This window comes from Frankia sp. Mgl5 (assembly GCF_023242985.1).
Classification (GTDB): domain Bacteria; phylum Actinomycetota; class Actinomycetes; order Frankiales; family Frankiaceae; genus Parafrankia; species Parafrankia soli.
Map to the genome: position 1 here is coordinate 1 of NZ_JALKFY010000572.1, position 334 is coordinate 334.

Sequence of the window (334 nt, forward strand, 5' to 3'; positions counted from 1 at the left end):
GTATCGCACCTATCAGCGAAAAGGGCGTTTACCACTTCATCTACAGGATCTGGCTGCGGCCTATCCTGCCAACATCTTGGCGGCGCTTCCGCAATCAGCCAACCAAACAGCCGCTGCAGGCAAAGGAGCTGGCGCAGGCTGGCTCTATCGACCGGAAGCTTTTCGGCCGGAGAATGCCTGGGCTAGCATGAGCAACGTACTCCCGCTGCCATTCTACCCGGAACCTGCTGCACCACTCCAACCGCTGCAAGTGTACATCCATCAGGCTTCTTACACTATGAGCGTTATCAGCGGCCCCCATCTGGTAAGACGGTATCCGATCCGGAACTGTCTC

Annotated in this window: 1 protein-coding gene; it reads left to right on the top strand. The window is 57.2% G+C overall.

Annotated elements, in window-relative coordinates:
• Positions 1 to 191: hypothetical protein (locus MXD62_RS10685; RefSeq protein WP_248829154.1), on the top strand; the 191-nt coding region annotated here is incomplete at its 5' end.
• Positions 192 to 334: the final 143 nt, after the last annotated feature.